Raw genomic sequence first — 19949 nt, 5'->3', positions numbered from 1 at the left:
CTGAAACAAGTTCAGCATGACGGTTTGGCTCAATCGAACGCAAAAACCTCGCTGGCCCGCATAACCCCGCTATCCGTCTCGGCGAACGCATACTCCGCCAGCACCCGCAACCGTTCCACCGGCAACGGTGCCCGCCGCGGATCGCCGACCAGCACCTCGACTCCCGCCGCCCGGCACCGCGCCAGGAACGGCATGACCCGAGCGGCGGGCGCGGGATCGTAGAACACATCCCCTGCCAGGATCAGGTCAACATCGGGCACCGGCCCATCGGTAAGGTCGCCCAGCGCCACCTCGACCACCACGCCGTTCGCAGCCGCATTCACCTGCGTCGCAGCTACCGCATAGCGATCCACATCCACCGCCCGCACCGAAGCCGCGCCAACCTTCGCCGCCGCGATCGCGACCAGCCCCGATCCGCAGCCCAGGTCCAGCACCCGCCGCCCGGCCACGGTCTCCGGCCGGTCCAGCACGAACCGCGCCAGCGCCAGCCCGCCGAGCCAGTAATAGGCCCAATAGGGCGATCCGAACGCGTCGTCCCGCGCAGCCAGCCGCCCCAGCCCGCTGGCCGGGACCGCCTTGTGCAGCATTATCTCGGGGATGCCGGGCACGGGCAGCAGCGGCAGCCGCTCCCGGATGAAATCGGCGACGCTCAGGCCGCCCGCTTCCACGCGCCTAGCGCCAGGCACAGCCAGCCGGCGATCAGCGCCACCCCGCCGATCGGCGTGATCGCGCCGAACCAGCGCGGCGCGCCGAATGCCATCGCATAGAGCGTCCCGGCGAACAGCGCCCCGCCGCCCACGAACAGCCAGGGCGAGATCCGCTCGCCCATCCGCAGCGCGACCAGCGCCGCGACGGCGTGGATCAGCTGGTAATGCGCACCGGTCTTGAGCCATTCCGCCGCCTGCCCGCTCGCGCCATGCGCGGCGAACGCGCCTGCCGCCACCGCAACAGCGCCCGAAAGCGCCGCCAGCACCGCCACGATCCGCATGTTCGTCACCCCGAGCTCTCCAGGTCCACTTCGATCGCCGCCGCCCGGCTGGCATGGGTGATCATCCCGTCGATCCCGGCACGCAGGTCGCCGGTCTCGCGCTGCACGTCGAGCCGGGCATTGTCGCGCTTGCGATACTCCGCCTCGGTCTTGTCGATCTCACGCTGGTCGACACCCACCGCCTGCATCGCCTGGCGCGCCATCATCACCGCGCTCTCCAGCACTTCGCGGACCACGCCGCCCACCGGCGCGCCCTTCATCTTGATGACGCTGCGCCGGTCATAGGCACGGACGAACACTGTCGCCTTGGGGAAGGCATAGTGCACGGCTTCCAGGAACTCGGTGTCGATCTTGTCGCCGTCGTTGCAGAACATCACCAGCTCGGCCTCGGCGGCGCCCGCCTGGCGCAACATGTCGATGCGCAGGCCGTCGCCATAATAGACCTTCATGCCGAAGTCGTTGGCGGTCTGGATCATCTCGACATCGGTATCGATGATGGTGACGGGGATGTCCTGCGACAGCAACATCTGCGCCACCGTCTGCCCGAACCGGCCATAGCCGACCACCACCGCGTTCGATCCCTCGTGCCGCGGCAGGTCGAGCCCCGCCGCGCTCGGCGCCGGCTCGGTGCGCAGCCGCTTGGTCGCCATCATCAGGAATGGCGTGGTCGCCATCGACAGGGTGACGATCGCGCCGAAGATGCTCGCCGCCTGCCCCTCGATCAGCATCGCCGACTGCGCCTGGGCGAACAGCACGAAGCCGAATTCGCCGCCCTGGCTGAGCAGCACGCCCAAGGCAAAGGCCTGGCGCCGCGGCATGCCGAACAGCATCCCCAGCCCCATGATGATCGCGGCCTTGGCGGCGATCAGTGCCAGCGCCATGCCGATCACGAAGAAGGGCCGCTCGGCGATCGCGTGCAGGTTGAGCGTCATGCCCACGGCGAGGAAGAACAGGCCGAGCAGGATCGATCGGAACGGCTCGACATCGGCCTCCAGCTCGTGCCGATAGGGCGAGTCAGCCAGCATCACGCCGGCGATGAACGCGCCCAGCGCCGGCGACAGTCCCAGCCGCTGCATGATCGCGGCCACCGCGATCACCGTGAACAGCCCGGCGAAGATGAACATCTCGCGCTCGCCGAGATTGCCGATCAGCCGGAACAGCGGACGCAGCAGATAGCGGCCGGCCAGGACGAGCCCGACGATCGCCGCCACCGTGAACAGGCCGAGCATCCAGCCCGGCGCGCCATGCTGGTCCGCCGGATTGCGCGAGAGCGCGGCGATGATCGTGATCAGCGGCACGATCGAAAGGTCCTGGAACAGCAGGATCGCAAAGGCGCGCTCGCCCAGCGGCGTGCGCAGTCGCCCCGCCGATTGCAGCAGCGGCAGCACCTGCGCGGTCGAGGACAGCGCCAGCGGCAGGCCGAGCGCCAATGCGGCGCCGATCGAGCTGCCGGTCGCGAACCACACCATGGCGGCTACAATCAATCCGCAGATCGTCACCTGAAGCAGGCCGAGCCCGAAAATGTCGCGCCGCATCCGCCACAGCCGCCCCGGGCTCAGCTCCAGACCGACCAGGAACAGCAGGAACGCGATACCGAGCTCCGCGATGCCCAGCTTGCCCTCGGCATCGCCGACCAGCCCCAGCACCTGCGGGCCGACGATCGCGCCGGCAACGAGATAGCCCAAAGTCGCACCCAGCCCGAGCCGGCGGAACACCAGCACGAACAGCAGCGCAAAGCCGAGCAGCGGAACATATTCGCCCAGCAGCGAGGTCTCGGCGTGATCCATCAGCCCCGCGCCTTCCGCGTGGCTTCGGCTACCGCCTCGAAGGCGAGCCGGATCGCGGCATGGCGGCCGCGATGCTCGAGCGCGGGCGTGAACAGGTCGAGCCCGGGCCAGTCGGGCGGGGTCGCCCGTTCGCCGGCCAGCCAGGCGGTGAGGTCGTCACGGGCCGCATCCAGCTCGTCCAGCGATCGGCCCACCGCATGCGCCTCCATCAGCGCCGCCGATGCCTGGCCGAGCGCGCAGGCACGCACCACCATGCCGAGCGCGGCCACCCGGCCCGCCTCGTCGAGGTTCACGTCAACGGTGATGCGGCTCCCGCAAACCGGGGATCGCTTCTCGGAAGAGGCCATCGCCCCTTCCAGCCGCGTCTCGAACGGCACGGAAGCCGCCAGGCGCAGGATTTCGGTGTTGTAGAGCGGCGCGTTCATTCCGCTCCCGACTTAGGGGACCGGGCCGCGATGCGCGACCCCCTATCGGGTAGAATTTGTCTCGGCGCGATTGGCGATGCTGCCATTGCCTTCGTCGTCGCCGAACACCGGCTCGCCCTTGCGGCGGCGATCGACGAAATCGGCGATGCTCGCGCTGGTCGCGTTGAGCAGCGGATAGGTGGTCGACTTGGTGATCCATTGCGGTCGGTTGGCCGGGCCGCCGCTCACCGTGTCGAACAGCAGCACGATCAGCAGGAAACCGATGCTCACCAGGATAAGCCCCTTCAAGGCGCCGAAGCCGAGGCCGAGCGCGCGGTCGATCGGGCCAAGGAAGCTTTCCCGCGTACGCGATCCGATCGCCCGGGCGAGCAGCCGCCCGCCGAAATAGGTCACGCCGGTCAGGAGCACGAAGGCGAGCACCGCGCCACCCTGGTCGGTCCCCACCACGCCCGCCAGCGCGGCGGCGAGCGGCGTGTGGAACAGCTTGAGCGCCAGCACGATCAGCAGCCAGGCGACCAGCGCCAGCACCTCGGTGACGAACCCGCGCAGGAAACCCAGCACGGCGGCACCGCCGATGGCGAGCAGCACGATGATGTCGAGCCCGGTCAAAGTCATTGGAACACGTCCCTCCCGGGCGCTCCTATGCCTCAAGCCGTGGGGGAGCGGAAGGCGCTAAGGTTGGCGCCAGCGATTGAACCACGACCGTCATCCCCGCGAAGGCGGGGATCCATTGGCGCTAGTGACAATGAGACTCACTACAGCCAGCCAGAATAGATCCCCGCCTTCGCGGGGATGACGATGAAGAAATGAGGCAACCTGCCGGTGCCCTCACCCCTGCCGCGTGATCCTGAGCGCCCAGCGGTCATAGCCCAGCGCCTCGACCCGCTTCATCACCGTCTGCGCCAGCGCCGCCGAGGGCACTGCGTCACGGCACAGCACCCACAAATACCGCCCGCTCGGCTCCCCGACGATCGACCAGGTGTAGTCGTCGTCATGATCGAGCACCCAGTAGTCGCCGGTGTAGAGCGGCCCGAAGAACGAGACCTTGAGCTTCGCCCCGGTCTCCTCGTCCGCGACGATCGCCTTGCCTTCCGAAACGCTGCGGTCGCCGTCCGGCCAGTTGTGCGTGCCGCTGTTGGTCACGCTGACCTTGCCGTCGTCGAGCAGCGCATATTCCGCCGTCACCGCGTCGAGCCCCTTCTCGAAGCGGTTCTCGTGCCGGGCGAGCTCGTACCATTTGCCGAGATAGCGTGTCAGATCGACCGGCTTGGCCGGCTCCGGCACCTTCTTGTTGATCACCGGCGGGCGCGTGGCGCGCGAATAGAGGAAGATGCCGCCGATCGCCGCAACCGCGACGCCCGAGGCAATGGAAATGGCAGTGCTTCGCTTCATCTCTTCACTCTGCTGCCTAAGGGACGGAAAGCAAAGCCCTCAATGCCAGGGCGTGCAGCTTCGTTCCGGGCTGGACAGCGGCAGGAACCGCACCCGGCGCTTGCCGTAATAGCTCAGGTCCATCGACACGCGCACCGGCGCACCTGGATGGGTATAGATATCCTGGTCGCCCCAGCGCCCATTGCCGGTCTCGCAATGCCGCCAGCCCTGCCGCTGCAACGCCTCGACCAGCTTGTACACGGCTTCCTGATGCCCGTTCTTCCACAGGGTGAGATAGGCGAAGCCGCCCTGCCCCTTGCTCCCGATCAGGTCGACCGCCGCTTCATAGGGGCCCTCGCCGAACAGCATCACCGGTTCGCGCCGGCAGCGCAGGCGGAACGCATCGATGCGCACGCAGCGGGTGAAGCCCGCCCTTCGCGCACCTTCCGCGTTTCCGCTCACCGGCAGCCCGGCAAAGGCGAGTGGCGGCGGCGGCGTCCGCGCGGGCTCCCGGCCGGCCACCAGGATGCCCGCCATCAGCGCCAATGCGCACAAGGTCGGCACCAGCATCCCCGGCCGCGTCCAATCGGCCGCCAATTCCCGCAGCATCGGTTGCTCCGACCACCTCTCCTTCGATATGTTATTCCATGACAATGGAAGCAATTACAAGCCCATGGCGGTGAATGGAGATCATTGCCCTTCGCCGGGAAGCAACCAGGGCAACCATGTATCCCGCCTGCTCCTATCGCCCCAGCAGATGATCCACGAACTGCGCGAGCGACTTGAACCCCGCGAGCGACAGCCCGCCCTTGTCGTTCACCTGCGCCATCGGCGCCATCGCCCGCTCGAAGCCCAGCTTCGAAGCTTCCCGGCAGCGCAGCGCGCCATGCGCCACCGGCCGCACTTCGCCCGATAGCGCGATCTCGCCGAACACCACGGCATCCGCCGGGATCGGCCGCTCGCTGAGCGCCGAGACCAGGGCCGCCGCCACCGCCAGGTCCGCCGCGGGATCCTGCACCCGGTAGCCGCCGGCGATGTTGAGATAGACTTCGCAGGTCGAGAAGCTCAGCCCGCAGCGCGCTTCCAGCACCGCAAGGATCATCGACAGCCGCGCCGAATCCCAGCCGACCACCGCGCGCCGCGGCGTCGCGCCGCTCGCCAGCCGCACGGTCAGCGCCTGCACTTCGATCAACACCGGCCGGGTGCCCTCCAGCGCCGGGAACACCACCGTGCCGGTCACGCTCTCGTCACGCTGCGTAAGGAACAGCGCGGAAGGATTGGTCACTTCCTCCAGCCCCTCGGACTGCATCGCGAACACGCCGATCTCGTCGGTGCCGCCGAAGCGGTTCTTGACGGCGCGGAGGATGCGATACTGGTGGCTGCGCTCGCCCTCGAACGCCAGCACGGTATCGACCATATGCTCGAGAACGCGCGGCCCGGCGATGCTGCCGTCCTTGGTGACATGGCCGACCAGCACTACCGCCGTTCCCCGCTCCTTGGCGAAGCGGATCAGCTCGCCGGACGAGGCACGCACCTGGCTCACCGTGCCCGGCGCACCTTCGATCAGGTCCGAATGCATGGTCTGGATGGAGTCGATGATGAGCAGTGCGGGCGGCTCGCTCTCGCCCATCGTCGTCAGGATGTCGCGCACCGATGTCGCCGCGGCGAGCATCACCGGCGCCTTGCCCAGACCCAGCCGCCGCGCGCGCAGCCGCACCTGGTCCGCCGCTTCCTCGCCCGAGACATAGGCGACCTTGAGACCCCGCGAGGCGATGCTGGCTGCCGCCTGCAGAAGGAGCGTCGACTTGCCGATGCCGGGATCGCCGCCGATCAGCGTCGCCGAGCCCTCGACGAAGCCACCACCCAGCGCGCGATCGAACTCGGCAATCCCGGTCGAGGTCCGCTCGGGCAGCGCGATATCGGTGTTGAGCCCGGTGAGCATGATCGCCCGCCCACCGGACTGAAGGTTATGCTTCGCCTGGAACGGCGTCACGTTCGCGCCGGAATCCTCGACGAGCTGGTTCCACTCCCCGCAATCGGCACACTGCCCCGCCCATTGCGAGGAGACCGAGCCGCAGGCCTGGCAGACATAACGCTTCTTGAGTTTCGCCATGGCGCATGCGTAGAACAATCAGGGAACAACTGTAAACCCCGCGCATCCGCGCCCGAGCCGGGACAATTCGCCACACCGCCGCAATCTTGCTCCCCGAGCGCGCGGATTGTATGCGCCCGCCATGAAGCCCACCGAGCTCCGCGTCGCATTGTTCAGCGGCAACTATAATTATGTCCGCGACGGCGCGAACCAGGCGTTGAACCTGCTCGTCGGCTATCTGCTCGACAAGGGCGTCAAGGTCCGCGTCTATTCGCCGACCACCGAGACCCCTGCGTTCCCGCCCACCGGCGACCTGGTCAGCGTGCCTTCGCTCCCCGTTCCGGGCGGTCGCGACGAGTACAGGTTCGCCAAGGGCATCAAGGAAGTGCTGCCCGATCTGGAGGCCTTCGCGCCCAATATCGTCCACATCTCGGCGCCCGAGATCCTGTGCCACCGCGCAGTGACCTGGGCGCGCGAGAACAACGTCGCCGCCGTCGCCTCGGTCCATACCCGCTTCGAGACCTATCCGGGCTATTACAGGATCGGCTTCGTCACCCCGCTGCTGGTCCGGATGCTGACGCGGCTCTACAACCGGGTCGACATGCTGCTCCCGCCCGGGCGCGGCATGGTCGAGCTGCTGCAGAGTTGGGGCGTCACCAAGCCGATGCGCATCTGGTCGCGCGGCGTGAACCATGACCGGTTCAATCCCGGCCGCCGCAGCCTGGAATGGCGCCGCGGCCTCGGCATCCAGGACGACGAAGTCGCCGTCGCGTTCCTCGGCCGGCTGGTGCTCGAAAAGGGCCTCGACATCTTCGCTGAGGTGGTCGCCGAACTGCAGCGCCGCGGCGTGAAGCACCGGGTGCTGGTGATCGGCAAGGGCCCGGCGCAGGACTGGTTCGCCGAGCGCGTGCCCGATGCGGTGTTCGCCGGCTTCCAGGCGGGCGACGATCTCGGCCGCGCGGTCGCCTCGATGGACGTGTTCTTCAACCCCTCGCTCACCGAGAGTTTCGGCAACGTCACGCTGGAGGCGATGGCCGCCGGCGTGCCGGTAGTCGCCGCGCACGCGGTAGGCCCCGTGGGCATGGTCGAGGAGAATGTCAGCGGCGTGCTGGTCCAGCCCGGCGCGGGCGCGGTGGGCCGCTATGCCGATGCGATCCAGCATTATTGCGAGGACCACGAAGCGCGCCTGGCCGCCGGCAAGGCCGGCCACGAAATCGCCAGCGCCTATGTCTGGGACGCGATCAACCAGAAGGTTCTGGACGCGTATCTTGAGACGATCGAGCGGCGGGGATAACTCCCCAATCCCTCTCCCGCCTGCGGGAGAGGGAAAGAAGCATTCACTTCCAGCTATACTTCAGCCCATCCTCGCGAAACGCGAAGCGATCGAGGTGCCGCTCCACCGCGCCCTTCAGCCCGTCGAGCTGCTCGGGCGAGCTTGCGTCGATGCGGATGTCGAGCCCGGTCTCGGCGACGTTGAAGGTCACCACCGCGTCGCCCGGATGATTGGCGCCGCGCGCGTCCTTCGGGAAGATCACCGTGCCGTTCTCCGGCGTGAACTCGACCTGGAGGTTGTGCTGCCAGTGCTTGCACAGCTGCTGCAGGTAGCGGCTGGCATGCTCGGTCGGGGTCAGCGTCTCGGCCGAGAAGGTGGTGAGGGTCATGTGTCCGTTCTCCATGGGCGGCGGCACGATCCCGAGCCGCCGCCGCAATAGTTCGAGCCGAGGCATGGCTCAGAGCCGTTCGATCTTCCGCGCCGCCTCGTCGAGGATCTCGGCGACGTTGTGCAGCATGTCGGGATCGACGCTTTCGCCCGCAAGGCGCTCCTGCAGCACGGTGCGCAGATTGCCCATCGCCCGGCGGATCGGCCCGCCATCGGCGCGCGCCCGCATGCCGGCGAGCTGGGTGAGCCGCTCGAACAGCGCCTCCACTTCCTCCGCCCGCTCGGCGAGATGTGCGGTGCCCGCATCGGTGATCGCGAACTGCTTCTTGGCGCCTTCGCTCTTGCTCTCTTCGATCAGGCCCATGTCGTCGAGCATGGTCAGGGTCGGATAGACCACGCCCGGGCTCGGGGCATAGGCGCCGCCGGTGCGCTCCTCGATCTCCCGGATCAGGTCATAGCCGTGGCGCGGCTGCTCCTCGATCAGCTTGAGCAGGATGAGGCGAAGCTCGGTGCCGTCGAACATGCGGCGGCGGCCGCCGCGCTCGCCATGCCCGAACCCGCCGCGCCCGCCAAAGCCGAACGCCATGGCGAAGTCCGCCCCGCCAAAGCCGCCGCGGCGGCCGAAATGCATGCCGCGATGGCCGCAATGATGATGTCGCATAATAACTCCTGTACGACTCTTGATGCGCACAAGATATATCTTAAACGGATTTTGACAAGGGCGGTGCTTGGAGAATTTCACCCTTTTTCCTCCCCTCCCTGCAAGGGAGGGGTTGGGGGTGGGTTGCGCCCCCGGTCTTCCGGGGGCGCCCGGCGAGACGGCCTGCGGAAACAGAAAAGGCCGGGCATCGAGCCCGACCTTTTCTAACCCACCCCTAACCCCTCCCTTGCAGGGAGGGGAATTTCTAAAGCCCTGCCCTACCGCGCCATCAGCATGTTCCGAACCCCCGTCCGGAAGATCGGCAGCCGTGCCCCCAGCCGCAGCCCGGTATGCCGCATCACCCGGGCGAGCGGGCGCTCATCGGTATAGAGCGTCACCAGCAAATTGGTGCCGAGCCACAGCGGCCGCGCCGCCGCGCGGTGCCCCTCCTCGTACGACCGGATCACCTGCTCCCCCGCAATGTCCCGCCCGTGGCGCAGCGCCTCGCGGATCTCCGCCGCCAGCAGATCCTGCCCGCTCAGCCCCAGGTTGAAGCCATGCGCGGTCACCGGGTGCATCCCCACCGCCGCATCGCCGATCAGTGCCGCCCGCCGCGCCCCGAAATGCTTCGCCCAGGTGGTGACCAGCGGATAGACATGGCGCGTCCCCGCCATCTCCATCGGCCCCAATATCCCCGACGATCGCTTGGTCAGCTCCTTGGCCAGCGCCGCATCGGGCAAGGTCGCCAGCCGCGCGATCGCCCGCTCGGGCAGGGTCAGCACCACCGAGGTCATGCCGTTGTTGAGCGGCAGCAACGCGATCGTCTGGCCATGGCCGAACCATTCGGTCGCGACCTGTTCATGCCATTTCGTATGCGAAACGCGGCACACCAGCATCGATCGGCCCAGCCGGTTGATCTCCGCCGCGATGCCCAGCTGCTCGCGCACCGGCGACATCCGCGAGTCCGCCGCGACGAGCAACCTTCCGCGTATGGTGAGTCCAGTCGATAGCGTGACTTCGGCAAAGTCCCGCGTCGTCCGCGCGGTGCTGAGACCGATCCCGCAGGCAAGCCGCAGCCCCGGCTGGTCCTGCACCGTCTCGAACAGCGCCTGGCGGATCAGATGGTTGGAGACCAGCCAGCCCAGCGGCTGCCCGTCATGCCCGGGATCGAAGTCGAGCGCGAAGGCCGATCGCCCGTTGCGCACCCGCGCGGCCTGGAGCGGCGCCGCCTCGGGGATCCGCTCCCACACCCCCATCCGCTCAAGGATCGCCCGCGATCCGTGCGTCAGCGCGATCTCGCGCCCGTCATAGCCCGGCTCGGCCAGCGCGGCGCGCGGCTGGCGCTCGACCAGCAGCACCTCCAGCCCGGTGTCCCGCAGCGACCGGGCAAAGGCCAGCCCGGCCGGGCCACCGCCCACGATAATGACGTCGCAATCCATGGCGCTACTCCTTCGCCATGCTCATGCACCTGCGCGCGCCCGTGCCAATTGCGTTTGATCAAAGCCAAGGATGCACAATTCGTCGTCTGCGCTTATCTAGCGTCCATGGCAGACCTTTTCGCCGCCCAGGAACCGAGCTTCGCCCCCGAGACCACGCCGCCCGATGGCCCGCTGGCCGATCGCCTGCGCCCGCAGGATCTCGCCGACGTCGTGGGACAGGAGCACCTGACCGGGCCCGAAGGCGCGATCGGCCGCATGGTCGCGGCGGGCAAGCTCGGCTCGATCATCCTCTGGGGCCCGCCCGGCACCGGCAAGACCACGATCGCCCGCCTCCTCGCCAATGCCGTCGGCCTGCGCTTCGTCGCGATTAGCGCGGTGTTCTCGGGCGTCGCCGACCTCAAGAAGGTGTTCGCCGAGGCAAAGGAATATGCGCGGCTCGGCCGCAGGACGCTGCTGTTCGTGGACGAGATCCACCGCTTCAACCGCTCGCAGCAGGACGGCTTCCTGCCCTATGTCGAGGACGGCACCGTAACCCTGGTCGGCGCCACCACCGAGAATCCCAGCTTCGAGCTCAACGCCGCCGTGCTCAGCCGCGCCCAGGTGCTGATCCTGCGCCGGCTCGATCATGAAGCGCTCACCCGCCTGCTCGACCGCGCCGAGGCGGCGGAGGAACGCCCCCTCCCCCTCACGCCCGAGGCGCGCGACGCGCTGGTGGCGAGCGCCGACGGTGATGGCCGCTTCCTGCTCAACCAGGCCGAGACCCTGTTCTCGGTCCAGTTCGAGAAGCCGCTTGATCCCGCGGCACTCGGCGATTTCCTCCAGCGCCGCGTCGCGGTCTACGACAAGGATCGCGAGGGTCATTACAACCTGATCTCCGCGCTCCACAAATCGGTGCGCGGCAGCGATCCCCAGGCCGCGCTCTATTATCTCGCGCGCATGCTCACCGCCGGCGAGGAACCGCTCTACGTGCTGCGCCGGCTGGTCCGCATGGCCGTGGAGGACATCGGCCTCGCCGACCCCAATGCGCTGGTCCAGTGTCTCGCGGCCAAGGACACCTATGAATTCCTCGGCAGCCCCGAAGGCGAGCTGGCGATCGCTCAGGCCTGCCTCTATGTCGCCACCGCGCCCAAATCGAATGCGGCGTACATGGCGCAGAAGGCGGCATGGCGCAGCGCCAAGGAAACCGGCTCGCTGATGCCGCCGCAGAACATCCTCAACGCCCCCACCAAGCTGATGAAGCAGATCGGCTATGGCGCGGGCTACACCTATGACCATGATGCCGAGGGCGGCTTCTCGGGCGACAATTACTGGCCCGAGGAAATGGCCCCCCAGACCTTCTACACCCCCACCGACCGCGGCCACGAAAAGCGCATCGCCGAGCGGCTGGCCTGGTGGAACGAGATGCGCGAGCGGAAGCGGGATGGGTAACCTCCCGCCAAACACACCCAACTTCGTCATCCCCGCGCCCTCCTTCGTCATCCCCGCGCAGGCGGGGATCCAGGGTGGCAGAGCGATGACCTTCGTGACTCTGGATCCCCGCCTGCGCGGGGATGACGGAATGGAAAAGCAAGGGTGTAGCGACGAATGAACGAGGTGTTCCTGCTCTGGCACTCCTATCAGCTCAATGAGGGTGAGGAGGAATCCAAGCTGATCGGCATCTATGCCAGCCACGCGGACGCCGAGGCCGCACGCGCGCGCAGCGTTGCGCTGCCCGGCTTTCGCGACCACCCGGACGATTTCCTCATCGAAAGCTACACGCTGGGCCAGGACAAATGGACGGAAGGCTTCGTCACCTGGCGAAACGGAGGGTTCGAATGAACAACTGGGACGAAGCCACCGCCTATGCCCGCACTCTCCCCGATGTGGTGATGGAAAGCTGGTGGGGCACGCTTTGTCCCAAGATCAACGGCAAGGGCCTGATGTCCCCGGGCCGTGAAAAGGGCAGCTTCGGCCTGGTCTGCACCATGCCCGAGAAGGAGATCCTTCTCGAAACCGATCCGGACAGTTTCTGGCAGACCGCGCACTATGCCAACTATCCGATGATCCTGGTCCGCTTCGGCACCGAGAGCCGCGAGCGGATCGAGCTCTACATCCAGCGCGCCTGGTGGGACCGCGCGAAGAAGCCCCAGCGCATCGCCGCCGGCATGCCGGAGCGGCCGTGAGCCCCGATCCCCGGAGACGCGCCCCATTTCGTCATGCTGAACTTGTTTCAGCATCCAAGGAGCCGAGAGGGATATCCTTTGGGGAGCGTTGGATGCTGAAACAAGTTCAGCATGACGGGTGGTGCTAGGCCCGCGAATCCAATGCCCTCCTTCACAACCTTCATCGCAATCGACTGGTCCGGCCAGGCGGTCGAGCGCCCCAAGGGCCTTGCCGTCGCCTGCGCACAGGCCGGCACCGCCGCTCCGGAGCTGGTCGATCGCAACTGGTCCCGCCAGGACATCGCCGACTGGCTCGCCGACCTCGCGGACAGCGGCACCCGCGCGCTGGTCGGCCTCGACCTGTCCCCCGCCTTCCCGCTGGTCGATGAAGGCGCGTACTTCCCCGGCTGGGACCGCTCCCCGGCAGACGGCCCGGCGCTCTGGCAACTCGTCGAGCAACTCTCGAGCGAAGACCCGCATCTCGCCGCCACCAGCTTTGTCGGCCACACCGACGCCCGCCGCCATTTCCGCCAGCTGCGCGATTGCGGCGACCTGTTCCCGCCCGGCCGCGGCCGCTTCCGGGTCTGCGAGCATGGCCAGGCGGCAATGCAGCTGTCGCCGTACAGCTGCTTCAACCTGGTCGGTGCCAGCCAGGTCGGCAAGTCGAGCCTCACCGGCATGCGCGTGCTGCACCGCCTCCGCGGCAAGGTGCCGATCTGGCCCTTCGATCCGCTGCCGGAAACAGGCCCGGTCCTGGTCGAGATCTACACCGCGCTCGCCGCCCGCACCGCCGGCATGCGCAAGGGCATCTCCAAGATCCGCGACGGCGAAACGCTCGACACGATGCTGGCCGCGCTGGGCTCCGGCCCCCATGCGCAGCTGCCCCGCTATGACGACCACGCCACCGACGCGATCCTCACTGCCGCCTGGCTGCGCGCCGTGGCCGACGATCCCGGCCTATGGGCACCCGAAGGCCTGACGCCCGAACTGGCCAGAACCGAAGGCTGGACCTTCGGGGTGCGCTGACCGCACGCTAGCTTCAATCGTCACCCCGGCCTCGAGCCGGGGTCCCGCTGCCTCGCCCCACCGAAGAAGAAGCGGGACCCCGGCTCGAGGCCGGGATGACGTTGTAAATCAGCCGCTTACCCCAGCTGCCCGGCGATATCGCGTAGCGCCTGCTCGAACGCCTCTGGCGGCTGGCCGCCGGAGATCAGCCATTTGTCCTCGATCACGATCGCCGGCACCGAGTTGATCCCCCGGCTCTGCCAGAGCTGCTCGGCCGCGCGCACCTCCTGCGCATACCGCCCCGACGCCAGCACCTCGCGCGCCGCTGCGCCGTCCAGCCCGGCCTTCTCCGCGGCCGCGACCAGCACCTCGGGGTCCGAGGGGTTCTGCTGCTCGGTGAAATAGGCAGTGAACAGCGCATGCTTGAGCGCCGTCTGCTTGTCCGCCCCTTCGGTCTCGGCCCAATGCAGCAGCCGGTGCGCGTCGAACGTGTTGTAGATCCGGCTGTCGGCACCCATCCGCATCTCGAAGCCGAGCGCGCCGGCGCGGTCGCGGATCATCTGGCGGTTGGCGGCGGACTGCTCGGGGGTCGAGCCATACTTCCGAGCGATGTGTTCGCCGATATTCTCACCCTCCGGCACCATCTGGGGGTTCAGCTCGAACGGCTGGAAATGCAGCGTCACATCAACCACATCCCGGGTGCGCTCGATCGCCTCCTCAAGCCCGCGTAGCCCGATGATGCACCAGGGGCAGACAACATCGGAGACAAAATCGATCTTGAGGGGAATGGACATGGATGTTCCTTCTGACATTCCCCTCCCAGATGGGTTGGGAGCGGCCCGATGCAAAGTGCCCTTGCGTGCAACCTTTGCCCACTTCCCCGTCTAATACGTTCGGCCAGCCCTCACACGACCTCATAGCGACTAACGGGCGGCGCCCCGCGGGTGCACCTATCTCGGCCAGGTTCGTCACCCGCCAGAAAGGACCGAGTCATGTCGAAGCCCCTGTCCCTGCAATCCGATCGCCGCAGCTTCGTCCACGGCGCCGCCACCCTCGCCGCCCTGATCAGCGGCAGCACCGTCGCCAGCGTCGCCACCGCCACGCCCAGGGCCGGCGCCTCGCCTGCCGCCACGCCCTTCGGCCCGGTCAAGCAGATCGACGCCGGCACGCTCAGCATCGGCTATGTCGAGATGGGTCCGGCGGATGGCCAGCCCGTGCTGCTCTTCCATGGCTGGCCCTATGATATCAATGCCTTCGCCGAAGTCGCACCCCTGCTCGCCGCCCGCGGCCACCGGGTGATCGTGCCCTATCTGCGTGGCTATGGCTCGACGGTATTCCTCTCGGCCGACACCCCGCGCAACGCCCAGCAGGCCGCGCTCGCCGCCGATGGCCTCGCGCTGATGGACGCGCTCGGCATCAAGCAGGCGATCGTCGCCGGTTTCGACTGGGGCGCCCGCACCGCCGACATCATGGCGCTGCTCTGGCCCGAGCGCTGCAAGGGCCTCGTCTCGGTCAGCGGCTATCTGATCGGCAGCCAGGCCGCCAACGCCGCCCCGCTTCCGCCCGCAGCCGAGCTGCAATGGTGGTACCAATTCTACTTCGCCACCGAGCGGGGCAAGCTCGGCTATGCGAAGAACACGAATGATTTCAACAAGCTGATATGGCAGCTCGCCTCGCCCAAATGGAAGTTCGACGACGCCACCTTCGCCCGCACCGCGGCCTCGTTCGTCAACCCGGACCATGTCGCGCTGGTGATCCACAATTATCGCTGGCGGCTCGGCCTGGCCGAGGGCGAGGCCAAGTATGACGCGATCGAGGCCAGGCTGGCGACAACGCCGGTAATCACCGTGCCGACGATCACGATGGAGGGCGACGCCAATGGCGCCCCTCATCCGGCGCCCGAGCAGTATCGCGCCAAGTTCACCGGCCCGTACGAGTTCCGGCTGGTCAGCGGCGGCATCGGCCACAACCTGCCCCAGGAAGCGCCGGCCGCCTTCGCCAAGGCCGTACTCGACGTCGCCAGGATGGCGGGCTGAGCCGGTGCGGCGTCTCTCCACGCTCGCACTCGCGGCCGCGACCCTGGTCTTCGGGGTCTCGGCCGTGGCCGCCGCCAATCGCCCGAAACAGGATGCGGCACCGGTCTATGGCGTGACCCTGCCCGAGGGTTATCGCGACTGGAAACTGATCAGCGTCGCGCATGAAGCCGGCAAGAACAACGACATACGCGCGATCCTGGGCAATGACATCGCGGTGAAGGCTTACCGCGAGAACATCCGCCCCTTCCCGGACGGCGCGGTGATCGTGCGGCTCGCCTGGCAATACCAGTCCTCACCGCGCAATGACTCTGTGTTCCCCGCCCCCCAGTCCTTCGTGGCGGGGCCGCCGACCAATGTGCAGGTCAGCGTCAAGGATTCGAAGCGCTACGCCGCCAGCAATGGCTGGGGCTATGGCCAGTTCGAGAATGGCGTGGCGGACCAGAATGTGACGCTCACCCAGTCCTGCCATGCCTGCCATGTGAAGCTCGACGCGATCGACAAGAAGGCCGACCTGGTCTTCACCAGCTACTCGCAATAACGCCGCGCGCCGGCGCCGGGGTCTGCGGATCCGGGCGCCGGATGCTGCCGGATGCTGCCGGATGCTATTGATAGCGCAGCGTCTTCTCGAACCCTTCGTTCGCCTTCGTCATCTTGGCAATCTTGCGCAGGTGGCCGCGCACATGCCGCTCGAACTTGGCATCGTCATAGATGCCGGTCTGCGGATAGTCCTCCTGCGCGATCAGTTCCTTGATCCGCTTGGCAAAAGCCGCCTGATCGTCGGCGCAGTCTCCAGCGCTTAGCGTGCGGCACGCCCATTCCTCGGCGGCCGCCTTGTCGTAGTCGTCCTGCGCTTCATAGCCGCGCCGATCCGCCGCCGCCTGGTCGAGCCGCGACGCCGCCAACCGGCGATCGAGCCATTTGCGGACCAGCGCGCCGTCCCAGGCCTTCGGTGCAGTCATCGGCATCCCTTTTTCCAGATCGAGACCGCCATGCCCGAATAGGGACCCGTCCGATACGCAGTTGATGCACAAAAAATGCGCGCGATGCGCCGGCATGAACAACGATATCCGCGCCATCCTGGGCATCAGGCAGGCCGACCTGGTGTTCACCAGCTACTCCGAGTGCCCCTCGGATGCCGGCATCCGGATTCACGGATCAGGGCACCGAAACCGGTCGCGCCAAATAATTCCCTAAATATAGCACCATATTGAAATGAAATTCGTGTAATTATTTGCAGCGATTTCCGCCAACACTACACTCAACGCGCCGAATCTTCGGCGAATTAATATTGTATCGAATCATTTAAATCGGAGGATTTTCATGATCACGAAGAGTTTTGCGGTCGCACTTGCCTATGTTTCCATGTTCGGAATTCACGCCGCGAAGGCGGACGATGGTTCAAGCCAATCCGCCGCCTGCTATCAGGGCGGGGCAAATTGCGCGGCAAATTATGCGGCGTATGGCTTTTCGACCGGGGTGGAATGCTTCGACGCCTGGTATGCGCCTTTCTGCCCCATTCCGGTCGACGCCGGGATCACCACCCCCTTCGAAGCCTATCAATACTATGCCAATCCCGGAAGTGATCGGTCGGGTGGTGACGGCGTGCACTATTGCAACGGCCGGCTAGGCTGCATGGACAGGCCCGAGGATCCCGACAAGCACGACTGAGCGAAATCAAGAACGCCCACGGCCGGCGACGCTGGATGCCGGCCGTGGGCGTGGGCGCCGGCGCAGGGGGCGCTGGGGATCGCCGGCGCCTCAGCTCACTGCGCGGTCGCGGCCTTCTCGATCAGGCTGGCCACCGCGGCGGCGTGCGACACCATCACGACGTGCGAGGCGCCCTTCACGACCACGGTGCCGCGCGAGCCTGCGCGCTCGGCCATGAACTGCATCGCCACCGGCGGGATGTTCTTGTCCTTGTCGCCATAGATGAACCACGAGGGCACATGCTTCCACGCCGGCGCGGTGGTCGCCTCGCCCAGCGCGGTATCGGCGATCGGGCGCTGGCCGGCCGCCATCAGCTTGGCCTCGGCCGCCGGCACGTCCGCCGCGAACTGGTCGTGGAAGCGCGCCTGGAGGATGTAGAGGTCGTTGCCGCCGCCCGCGAGCTTCACCGGCGGGGCAAGTGCCGGCGCCAGCGTGCTGCCCGGAAACTTGCCGGTAAGGCCGAGCGCGGTCTCGCCCTCCTCCGGCGCGAAGGCCGAGACATAGACCAGCGCCTTGACGTTGGGCGCGCCCTCGCCCGCTTCGCTGATCACCGAGCCGCCATAGCTGTGCCCGACCAGCACGACGGGTCCGTCGATGCTCTTCACCAGGTCGCGCACCTCATCGGCATCTGTGCGCACGCTGCGCAGCGCGTTTGGCGCGGCGATCACGGTATAGCCGTCGCGCTGGAGGATCGGGATCACCCCGTTCCAGCTCGAAGAGTCCGCGAAAGCGCCGTGGACGAGGACGATGGTCGGCTTGGCAGTCTGCGCCTGGGCCACCAGCGGCAGGGCGGAAGCGGCGAGCAGCAGCCCGCCTGCAATGAGCTTCTTCATCTCAGGTCTCCTTTCAGACGAGTGCGACGACGGCGTCGATATTGCCCTTGATCGCCTTGGAGTACGGGCAGGTGCGGTGTGCCGCCTCGATCAGCTGGCGGGCGATCTCCGGCTCGATACCGGGCACGCTGACGTTGAGCCGCGCGGCGAGCGAATAGCCCTCGTCGCCGTGGCGCAGGTCGACCTCGGCATCGATCGCGAGATCGGCGGGCAAGGTGATGCCCTTGCTCTTCGCCGCGATCGCCATCGCGCCTTCGAAACAGGCGGACCAGCCGGCGGCGAACAGCTGCTCGGGGTTGGTCCCGGCGCCGGCGCTGCCGGGCACGGCGAGCTGGACGTCGAGCCGCCCGTCGCTGCTGCGCGCGGCGCCTTCGCGCCCGCCGGTGACATGGACCTTGGCGGTGTAGAGGGTCTTGGTATCGGACATCGATATTCTCCTGTGGATCGGATGGCTCAGCGCAGCGGGCGGAAGGCGGCGCGCACTTCCTCGGCGAAGATTTGCGGCTGTTCCCAGGCCGCGAAATGGCCGCCATTGCTGGCTTCGTGGAAGTAGGTGAGGTTGGTGTAGCAGCGCTCCGCCCAGCTCTTCGGCGCGCGGAAGATCTCGCCGGGGAACACGCTCACCGCCACCGGCAGGTCGATGATGCCGCGCGCGTTGAAGTTGTTGCTGTGATCCTCCCAATAGATCCGCGCGGCCGAGGCGCCGGTGCCGGTCAGCCAGTAGAGCGACAGGTCGTCGAGGATCGCATCGCGACCGAGCACCTTCTGCGGATCGCCGGCCGGATAGGCCCATTGGTCTATCTTCTCGTACATCCAGGCCGCCATGCCGACCGGCGAGTCCACCAGCGAATAGCCGATCGTCTGCGGCCGCGTGTTCATCATCGCCGCATAGGCCGAATTGTCGCGGTAGAAGGCCACGAGCTGGTCGAAGGCGAAGCGTTCCTTCTGCGACAGGCTCGCCGGGGCGGGATCGCCGGCGGCAAGGATATGCGCGATCTCGGCCGGCACCACCGCCGGCATGTTGAGATGGATGCCGATCAGCCCCGGCACATGCTGGAGCGCCATGCGCTGCGAGATCACCGATCCGCAATCGCCGCCCTGGCTGACGAAGCGCTCATAGCCGAGCCGCCGCATCAGCACGCTCCACGCCCGGCCGATATGGTCCGAGCCCCAGCCCGGCACCGTCGGCTTGGCGGAGAAGCCGAAGCCGGGGATCGAGGGGATCACGACATGGAAGGCGTCCTCCGCCTTGCCGCCATGCGCGGTGGGGTTCACCAGCGGATCGATCGCGCCAAGGAACTCGAGGATCGAGCCCGGCCAGCCATGCGTCAGGATCATCGGCATCGCATTCTCATGCCGCGAGCGGACATGGATGAAGTGGATGTCGAGCCCGTCGATCTCGGTCAGGAACATCGGCAGCGCGTTGAGCCGCGCCTCGACCTTGCGCCAGTCATAGCCGCGCGCCCAGTAGCGCATCAGCGGCTCGAGCGTCTGGCGGCGCACGCCCTGGCTGTCGTCGGCGACCGGCTGGGCATCGGCCCAGCGGGTCTCGGCGATCCGGCGCTGCATCGCGGCGATCTGGGCGGCGGGGATGTTGATCCTGAACGGACGGATGTCGCTGTTCCCGGCCGCCTGGGCCAGCAGCCGCGAAGGCAAGGCGCTCGCGGCGCCTGCCAGCGCGGCACCGGCCACGAACTGGCGGCGCGAAGGTTGATCTGCGGACATGGGCTTTTGCTCCCTTTCTGGTTGAACCCAGATTTAGGGGAATGGCGGCGCGGCGCCCGTTAACTGGAGTGATGCGCTGTTAGGCGCTGCTTGCAGCAAC

24 protein-coding genes are annotated in these 19949 nt (G+C 67.3%); 8 read left to right on the top strand and 16 right to left on the bottom strand.

The annotated features are described in order from the left end of the window. Positions 1–29: 29 nt before the first annotated feature. The 8 genes from O3305_RS00560 to radA all read right to left on the bottom strand — a co-directional run bounded on the left by O3305_RS00560 (position 30) and on the right by radA (position 6684). Positions 30–668: a class I SAM-dependent methyltransferase gene (locus O3305_RS00560; RefSeq protein WP_269574703.1), complete on the bottom strand. Its 639-nt coding sequence runs from the start codon at positions 666–668 to the stop codon at positions 30–32. Beyond that, complete coding sequence (locus tag O3305_RS00555) at positions 650–988, bottom strand: DUF423 domain-containing protein (RefSeq protein ID WP_269576588.1); 339 nt, start codon at positions 986–988, stop codon at positions 650–652. Before O3305_RS00555 ends, O3305_RS00560 begins: the two co-directional genes overlap by 19 nt. A gap of 5 nt (positions 989–993) precedes the next feature. Continuing rightward, positions 994–2775, bottom strand: a complete 1782-nt coding sequence (locus O3305_RS00550) for a cation:proton antiporter domain-containing protein (protein ID WP_269574702.1) — start codon at positions 2773–2775, stop codon at positions 994–996. Continuing rightward, on the bottom strand, positions 2775–3200 hold the full coding sequence (locus O3305_RS00545) for an iron-sulfur cluster assembly scaffold protein (protein WP_269574701.1): 426 nt from the start codon (positions 3198–3200) through the stop codon (positions 2775–2777). The genes O3305_RS00550 and O3305_RS00545 overlap by 1 nt, the downstream gene beginning before the upstream one ends. Before the next feature lie 42 nt (positions 3201–3242). Continuing rightward, positions 3243–3815, bottom strand: coding sequence for a CvpA family protein (locus O3305_RS00540; RefSeq protein ID WP_269574700.1), 573 nt, complete (start codon positions 3813–3815; stop codon positions 3243–3245). A gap of 213 nt (positions 3816–4028) precedes the next feature. After that, positions 4029–4592: a lipocalin family protein gene (locus O3305_RS00535; RefSeq protein ID WP_269574699.1), complete on the bottom strand. Its 564-nt coding sequence runs from the start codon at positions 4590–4592 to the stop codon at positions 4029–4031. 39 nt (positions 4593–4631) lie between these two features. After that, positions 4632–5180 (bottom strand): hypothetical protein, encoded by a 549-nt coding sequence (locus O3305_RS00530; protein ID WP_269574698.1) that lies wholly within the window; start codon positions 5178–5180, stop codon positions 4632–4634. Positions 5181–5313: 133 nt separating this feature from the next. Further along, positions 5314–6684: a DNA repair protein RadA gene (gene radA / locus O3305_RS00525; protein ID WP_269574697.1), complete on the bottom strand. Its 1371-nt coding sequence runs from the start codon at positions 6682–6684 to the stop codon at positions 5314–5316. Between the two features lie 121 nt (positions 6685–6805). Here radA and O3305_RS00520 point away from each other — a divergent pair, with 121 nt between their 5' ends. After that, the gene (locus tag O3305_RS00520) at positions 6806–7957 is read left to right on the top strand and encodes a glycosyltransferase family 4 protein (RefSeq protein WP_269574696.1); all 1152 of its coding nucleotides are present in this window, start codon (positions 6806–6808) and stop codon (positions 7955–7957) included. 43 nt (positions 7958–8000) lie between these two features. Here O3305_RS00520 and O3305_RS00515 read toward each other — a convergent pair whose 3' ends face one another. From O3305_RS00515 to ubiM, 3 genes are all read right to left on the bottom strand, one after another. Further along, entirely contained in the window at positions 8001–8324 is a 324-nt protein-coding gene (locus O3305_RS00515) for a DUF2218 domain-containing protein (RefSeq protein ID WP_269574695.1), read from the bottom strand. Positions 8325–8393: 69 nt separating this feature from the next. Then, the gene (locus tag O3305_RS00510) at positions 8394–8984 is read right to left on the bottom strand and encodes a PadR family transcriptional regulator (RefSeq protein WP_446745961.1); all 591 of its coding nucleotides are present in this window, start codon (positions 8982–8984) and stop codon (positions 8394–8396) included. Between the two features lie 257 nt (positions 8985–9241). After that, the gene (gene ubiM / locus O3305_RS00505) at positions 9242–10402 is read right to left on the bottom strand and encodes a 5-demethoxyubiquinol-8 5-hydroxylase UbiM (protein WP_269574694.1); all 1161 of its coding nucleotides are present in this window, start codon (positions 10400–10402) and stop codon (positions 9242–9244) included. 105 nt (positions 10403–10507) lie between these two features. On the opposite strand from ubiM, the gene O3305_RS00500 reads away from it, so the two are divergent. From O3305_RS00500 to O3305_RS00485, 4 genes are all read left to right on the top strand, one after another. After that, a complete protein-coding gene (locus tag O3305_RS00500) occupies positions 10508–11830 on the top strand; it encodes a replication-associated recombination protein A (RefSeq protein WP_269574693.1) in 1323 nt (440 codons plus the stop codon). Positions 11831–11986: 156 nt separating this feature from the next. Next, entirely contained in the window at positions 11987–12220 is a 234-nt protein-coding gene (locus O3305_RS00495; RefSeq protein WP_269574692.1) for a DUF7336 domain-containing protein, read from the top strand. Continuing rightward, positions 12217–12564, top strand: a complete 348-nt coding sequence (locus O3305_RS00490) for a hypothetical protein (protein WP_269574691.1) — start codon at positions 12217–12219, stop codon at positions 12562–12564. Before O3305_RS00495 ends, O3305_RS00490 begins: the two co-directional genes overlap by 4 nt. A gap of 141 nt (positions 12565–12705) precedes the next feature. After that, positions 12706–13569: a hypothetical protein gene (locus O3305_RS00485; RefSeq protein ID WP_269574690.1), complete on the top strand. Its 864-nt coding sequence runs from the start codon at positions 12706–12708 to the stop codon at positions 13567–13569. 116 nt (positions 13570–13685) lie between these two features. Here the strand turns inward: O3305_RS00485 and O3305_RS00480 are convergent, their stop codons facing one another. Continuing rightward, a complete protein-coding gene (locus tag O3305_RS00480; RefSeq protein WP_269574689.1) occupies positions 13686–14342 on the bottom strand; it encodes a DsbA family oxidoreductase in 657 nt (218 codons plus the stop codon). 198 nt (positions 14343–14540) lie between these two features. Here O3305_RS00480 and O3305_RS00475 point away from each other — a divergent pair, with 198 nt between their 5' ends. Together O3305_RS00475 and O3305_RS00470 are read left to right on the top strand one after the other, a co-directional pair. Continuing rightward, on the top strand, positions 14541–15584 hold the full coding sequence (locus O3305_RS00475) for an alpha/beta fold hydrolase (protein ID WP_269574688.1): 1044 nt from the start codon (positions 14541–14543) through the stop codon (positions 15582–15584). A gap of 4 nt (positions 15585–15588) precedes the next feature. Continuing rightward, the gene (locus O3305_RS00470) at positions 15589–16122 is read left to right on the top strand and encodes a cytochrome P460 family protein (protein WP_269574687.1); all 534 of its coding nucleotides are present in this window, start codon (positions 15589–15591) and stop codon (positions 16120–16122) included. Between the two features lie 64 nt (positions 16123–16186). Here O3305_RS00470 and O3305_RS00465 read toward each other — a convergent pair whose 3' ends face one another. After that, positions 16187–16639, bottom strand: a complete 453-nt coding sequence (locus tag O3305_RS00465) for a hypothetical protein (RefSeq protein ID WP_502958181.1) — start codon at positions 16637–16639, stop codon at positions 16187–16189. Positions 16640–16904: 265 nt separating this feature from the next. Here O3305_RS00465 and O3305_RS00460 point away from each other — a divergent pair, with 265 nt between their 5' ends. Then, positions 16905–17252 (top strand): hypothetical protein, encoded by a 348-nt coding sequence (locus O3305_RS00460; RefSeq protein ID WP_269574686.1) that lies wholly within the window; start codon positions 16905–16907, stop codon positions 17250–17252. Positions 17253–17347: 95 nt separating this feature from the next. Here O3305_RS00460 and O3305_RS00455 read toward each other — a convergent pair whose 3' ends face one another. From O3305_RS00455 to O3305_RS00445, 3 genes are read right to left on the bottom strand one after another with little or no spacing between them, the layout of a single operon-like run. Then, positions 17348–18124: an alpha/beta fold hydrolase gene (locus tag O3305_RS00455; protein ID WP_269574685.1), complete on the bottom strand. Its 777-nt coding sequence runs from the start codon at positions 18122–18124 to the stop codon at positions 17348–17350. A 13-nt stretch (positions 18125–18137) separates the two neighbouring features. Continuing rightward, entirely contained in the window at positions 18138–18551 is a 414-nt protein-coding gene (locus tag O3305_RS00450) for an organic hydroperoxide resistance protein (RefSeq protein WP_269574684.1), read from the bottom strand. Positions 18552–18577: 26 nt separating this feature from the next. Beyond that, positions 18578–19849 carry an epoxide hydrolase family protein gene (locus O3305_RS00445; protein WP_269574683.1) on the bottom strand — a complete coding sequence of 424 codons (1272 nt, stop codon included), beginning with the start codon at positions 19847–19849 and terminating at the stop codon, positions 18578–18580. Positions 19850–19949 lie beyond the last annotated feature (100 nt).

Origin of the sequence: Sphingomonas sp. NIBR02145 (genome assembly GCF_027359115.1) — a bacterium.
Taxonomy (GTDB): domain Bacteria; phylum Pseudomonadota; class Alphaproteobacteria; order Sphingomonadales; family Sphingomonadaceae; genus Sphingomonas; species Sphingomonas kyeonggiensis_A.
The sequence above is the reverse complement of the archived record's forward strand: the minus strand, read 5'-3'. Positions and strand labels throughout refer to the sequence as shown.

Bases quoted from the DNA above. Each gene is read 5' to 3' on its own strand.
- O3305_RS00550 (WP_269574702.1), bottom strand. From the start codon at position 2,775: ATGGATCACGCCGAGACCTCGCTGCTGGGCGAATATGTTCCGCTGCTC.
- O3305_RS00520 (WP_269574696.1), top strand. From the start codon at position 6,806: ATGAAGCCCACCGAGCTCCGCGTCGCATTGTTCAGCGGCAACTATAAT.
- O3305_RS00480 (WP_269574689.1), bottom strand. From the start codon at position 14,342: ATGTCCATTCCCCTCAAGATCGATTTTGTCTCCGATGTTGTCTGCCCC.
- O3305_RS00490 (WP_269574691.1), top strand. From the start codon at position 12,217: ATGAACAACTGGGACGAAGCCACCGCCTATGCCCGCACTCTCCCCGAT.
- O3305_RS00475 (WP_269574688.1), top strand. From the start codon at position 14,541: ATGTCGAAGCCCCTGTCCCTGCAATCCGATCGCCGCAGCTTCGTCCAC.
- O3305_RS00545 (WP_269574701.1), bottom strand. From the start codon at position 3,200: ATGAACGCGCCGCTCTACAACACCGAAATCCTGCGCCTGGCGGCTTCC.
- O3305_RS00495 (WP_269574692.1), top strand. From the start codon at position 11,987: ATGAACGAGGTGTTCCTGCTCTGGCACTCCTATCAGCTCAATGAGGGT.
- ubiM (WP_269574694.1), bottom strand. From the start codon at position 10,402: ATGGATTGCGACGTCATTATCGTGGGCGGTGGCCCGGCCGGGCTGGCC.
- O3305_RS00465 (WP_502958181.1), bottom strand. From the start codon at position 16,639: ATGCCGGCGCATCGCGCGCATTTTTTGTGCATCAACTGCGTATCGGAC.
- O3305_RS00500 (WP_269574693.1), top strand. From the start codon at position 10,508: ATGGCAGACCTTTTCGCCGCCCAGGAACCGAGCTTCGCCCCCGAGACC.
- radA (WP_269574697.1), bottom strand. From the start codon at position 6,684: ATGGCGAAACTCAAGAAGCGTTATGTCTGCCAGGCCTGCGGCTCGGTC.
- O3305_RS00515 (WP_269574695.1), bottom strand. From the start codon at position 8,324: ATGACCCTCACCACCTTCTCGGCCGAGACGCTGACCCCGACCGAGCAT.
- O3305_RS00455 (WP_269574685.1), bottom strand. From the start codon at position 18,124: ATGAAGAAGCTCATTGCAGGCGGGCTGCTGCTCGCCGCTTCCGCCCTG.
- O3305_RS00445 (WP_269574683.1), bottom strand. From the start codon at position 19,849: ATGTCCGCAGATCAACCTTCGCGCCGCCAGTTCGTGGCCGGTGCCGCG.
- O3305_RS00555 (WP_269576588.1), bottom strand. From the start codon at position 988: ATGCGGATCGTGGCGGTGCTGGCGGCGCTTTCGGGCGCTGTTGCGGTG.
- O3305_RS00510 (WP_446745961.1), bottom strand. From the start codon at position 8,984: ATGCGACATCATCATTGCGGCCATCGCGGCATGCATTTCGGCCGCCGC.
- O3305_RS00530 (WP_269574698.1), bottom strand. From the start codon at position 5,180: ATGCTGCGGGAATTGGCGGCCGATTGGACGCGGCCGGGGATGCTGGTG.
- O3305_RS00540 (WP_269574700.1), bottom strand. From the start codon at position 3,815: ATGACTTTGACCGGGCTCGACATCATCGTGCTGCTCGCCATCGGCGGT.
- O3305_RS00450 (WP_269574684.1), bottom strand. From the start codon at position 18,551: ATGTCCGATACCAAGACCCTCTACACCGCCAAGGTCCATGTCACCGGC.
- O3305_RS00535 (WP_269574699.1), bottom strand. From the start codon at position 4,592: ATGAAGCGAAGCACTGCCATTTCCATTGCCTCGGGCGTCGCGGTTGCG.
- O3305_RS00460 (WP_269574686.1), top strand. From the start codon at position 16,905: ATGATCACGAAGAGTTTTGCGGTCGCACTTGCCTATGTTTCCATGTTC.
- O3305_RS00485 (WP_269574690.1), top strand. From the start codon at position 12,706: ATGCCCTCCTTCACAACCTTCATCGCAATCGACTGGTCCGGCCAGGCG.